The sequence below is a fragment of the Mameliella sp. CS4 genome (genome assembly GCF_019392335.1).
Lineage (GTDB): Bacteria > Pseudomonadota > Alphaproteobacteria > Rhodobacterales > Rhodobacteraceae > Antarctobacter.
In genome coordinates, this window is record NZ_JAHXRQ010000077.1 from 1 (window position 1) to 905 (window position 905).

Annotated in this window: 1 protein-coding gene; it reads left to right on the plus strand. The window is 47.8% G+C overall.

Annotated elements, in window-relative coordinates; genetic code table 11:
- Positions 1–126: 126 nt before the first annotated feature.
- Positions 127–905: DUF4238 domain-containing protein (locus KZZ07_RS26585; RefSeq protein ID WP_219519922.1), on the plus strand; the 779-nt coding region annotated here is incomplete at its 3' end.

The following is a 905-nucleotide window of genomic DNA, read 5'->3' on the forward strand; positions in this document are numbered from 1 at the left end:
CACGCCGCCGAATGATGGCACGCAAAAGGGGAACAAGCTCGACTTACGACTGGCCCTGAAAAAAGGGGCAGGTCAAGTGCGCAAAATATACAGAGATCAAAAAAGCACCATTTCATACCCAAAGCTATGCTGCGAAATTTTTGCTTTGAGTCGAACGCCGTCTATTACGTAGAGAAGGCGCACCCCGGAAGAGAACCTAAGCGTCGAAACATATCCAGCATTTTTTGTAGGCGCCACTACCACAGCGTCCTCAAGCAGAAAACTCACTACGATACCGACCTTGAAGCATTTTTCGCAAACAATCTCGAAGCCTACATTCCAGAGTGGACATCGATTTTCAAGCGCGCAGTTTCGAGCGGGCGCATTGAATTTGGAAGCGAAGACTTGCAGACATGGTTCATACAATTCTTCTACAACCACATGAAAAGATCCCCCGACTTTCTGGACCCAATTGCCAAATCTTCGATGAGTGAGGTTTTTCATCCCGAGGTTATTGAGGAAGTGGAAAGAAATTTCAGACCCCTTTCTCAGAAGGAGAAAGAAAGAATCCTCTCGCCTGAATTCCAAGATGAAACCTTATGGAACAGTAGAGTAGTTAATATCAGCAAGCAAGGCATGGAGGTCTTGGAAATAATTGCCGAGATGGATTTGGTGGTGGCGACCTCTGCCCGTCAAAAAGATTTCATTGTAGCCAGCAATCCTGTTGCCCGATTTGAACGATATCGCAATCAACGCCTTGGCGAGATTGGTGTCGAAATGTGGACAACTTTTTCGGCAAGCATTGCGGTGGGTTTTGTCGCCAAGGGCGCGGGAACAGGCACACTTTTCCTAGGGTCAGGACTCGTTCTCACTCAAAGCCAGAAGATGACGGTTGCGGCGAGTGCGATCGCTGAGAAGAAGGTCTT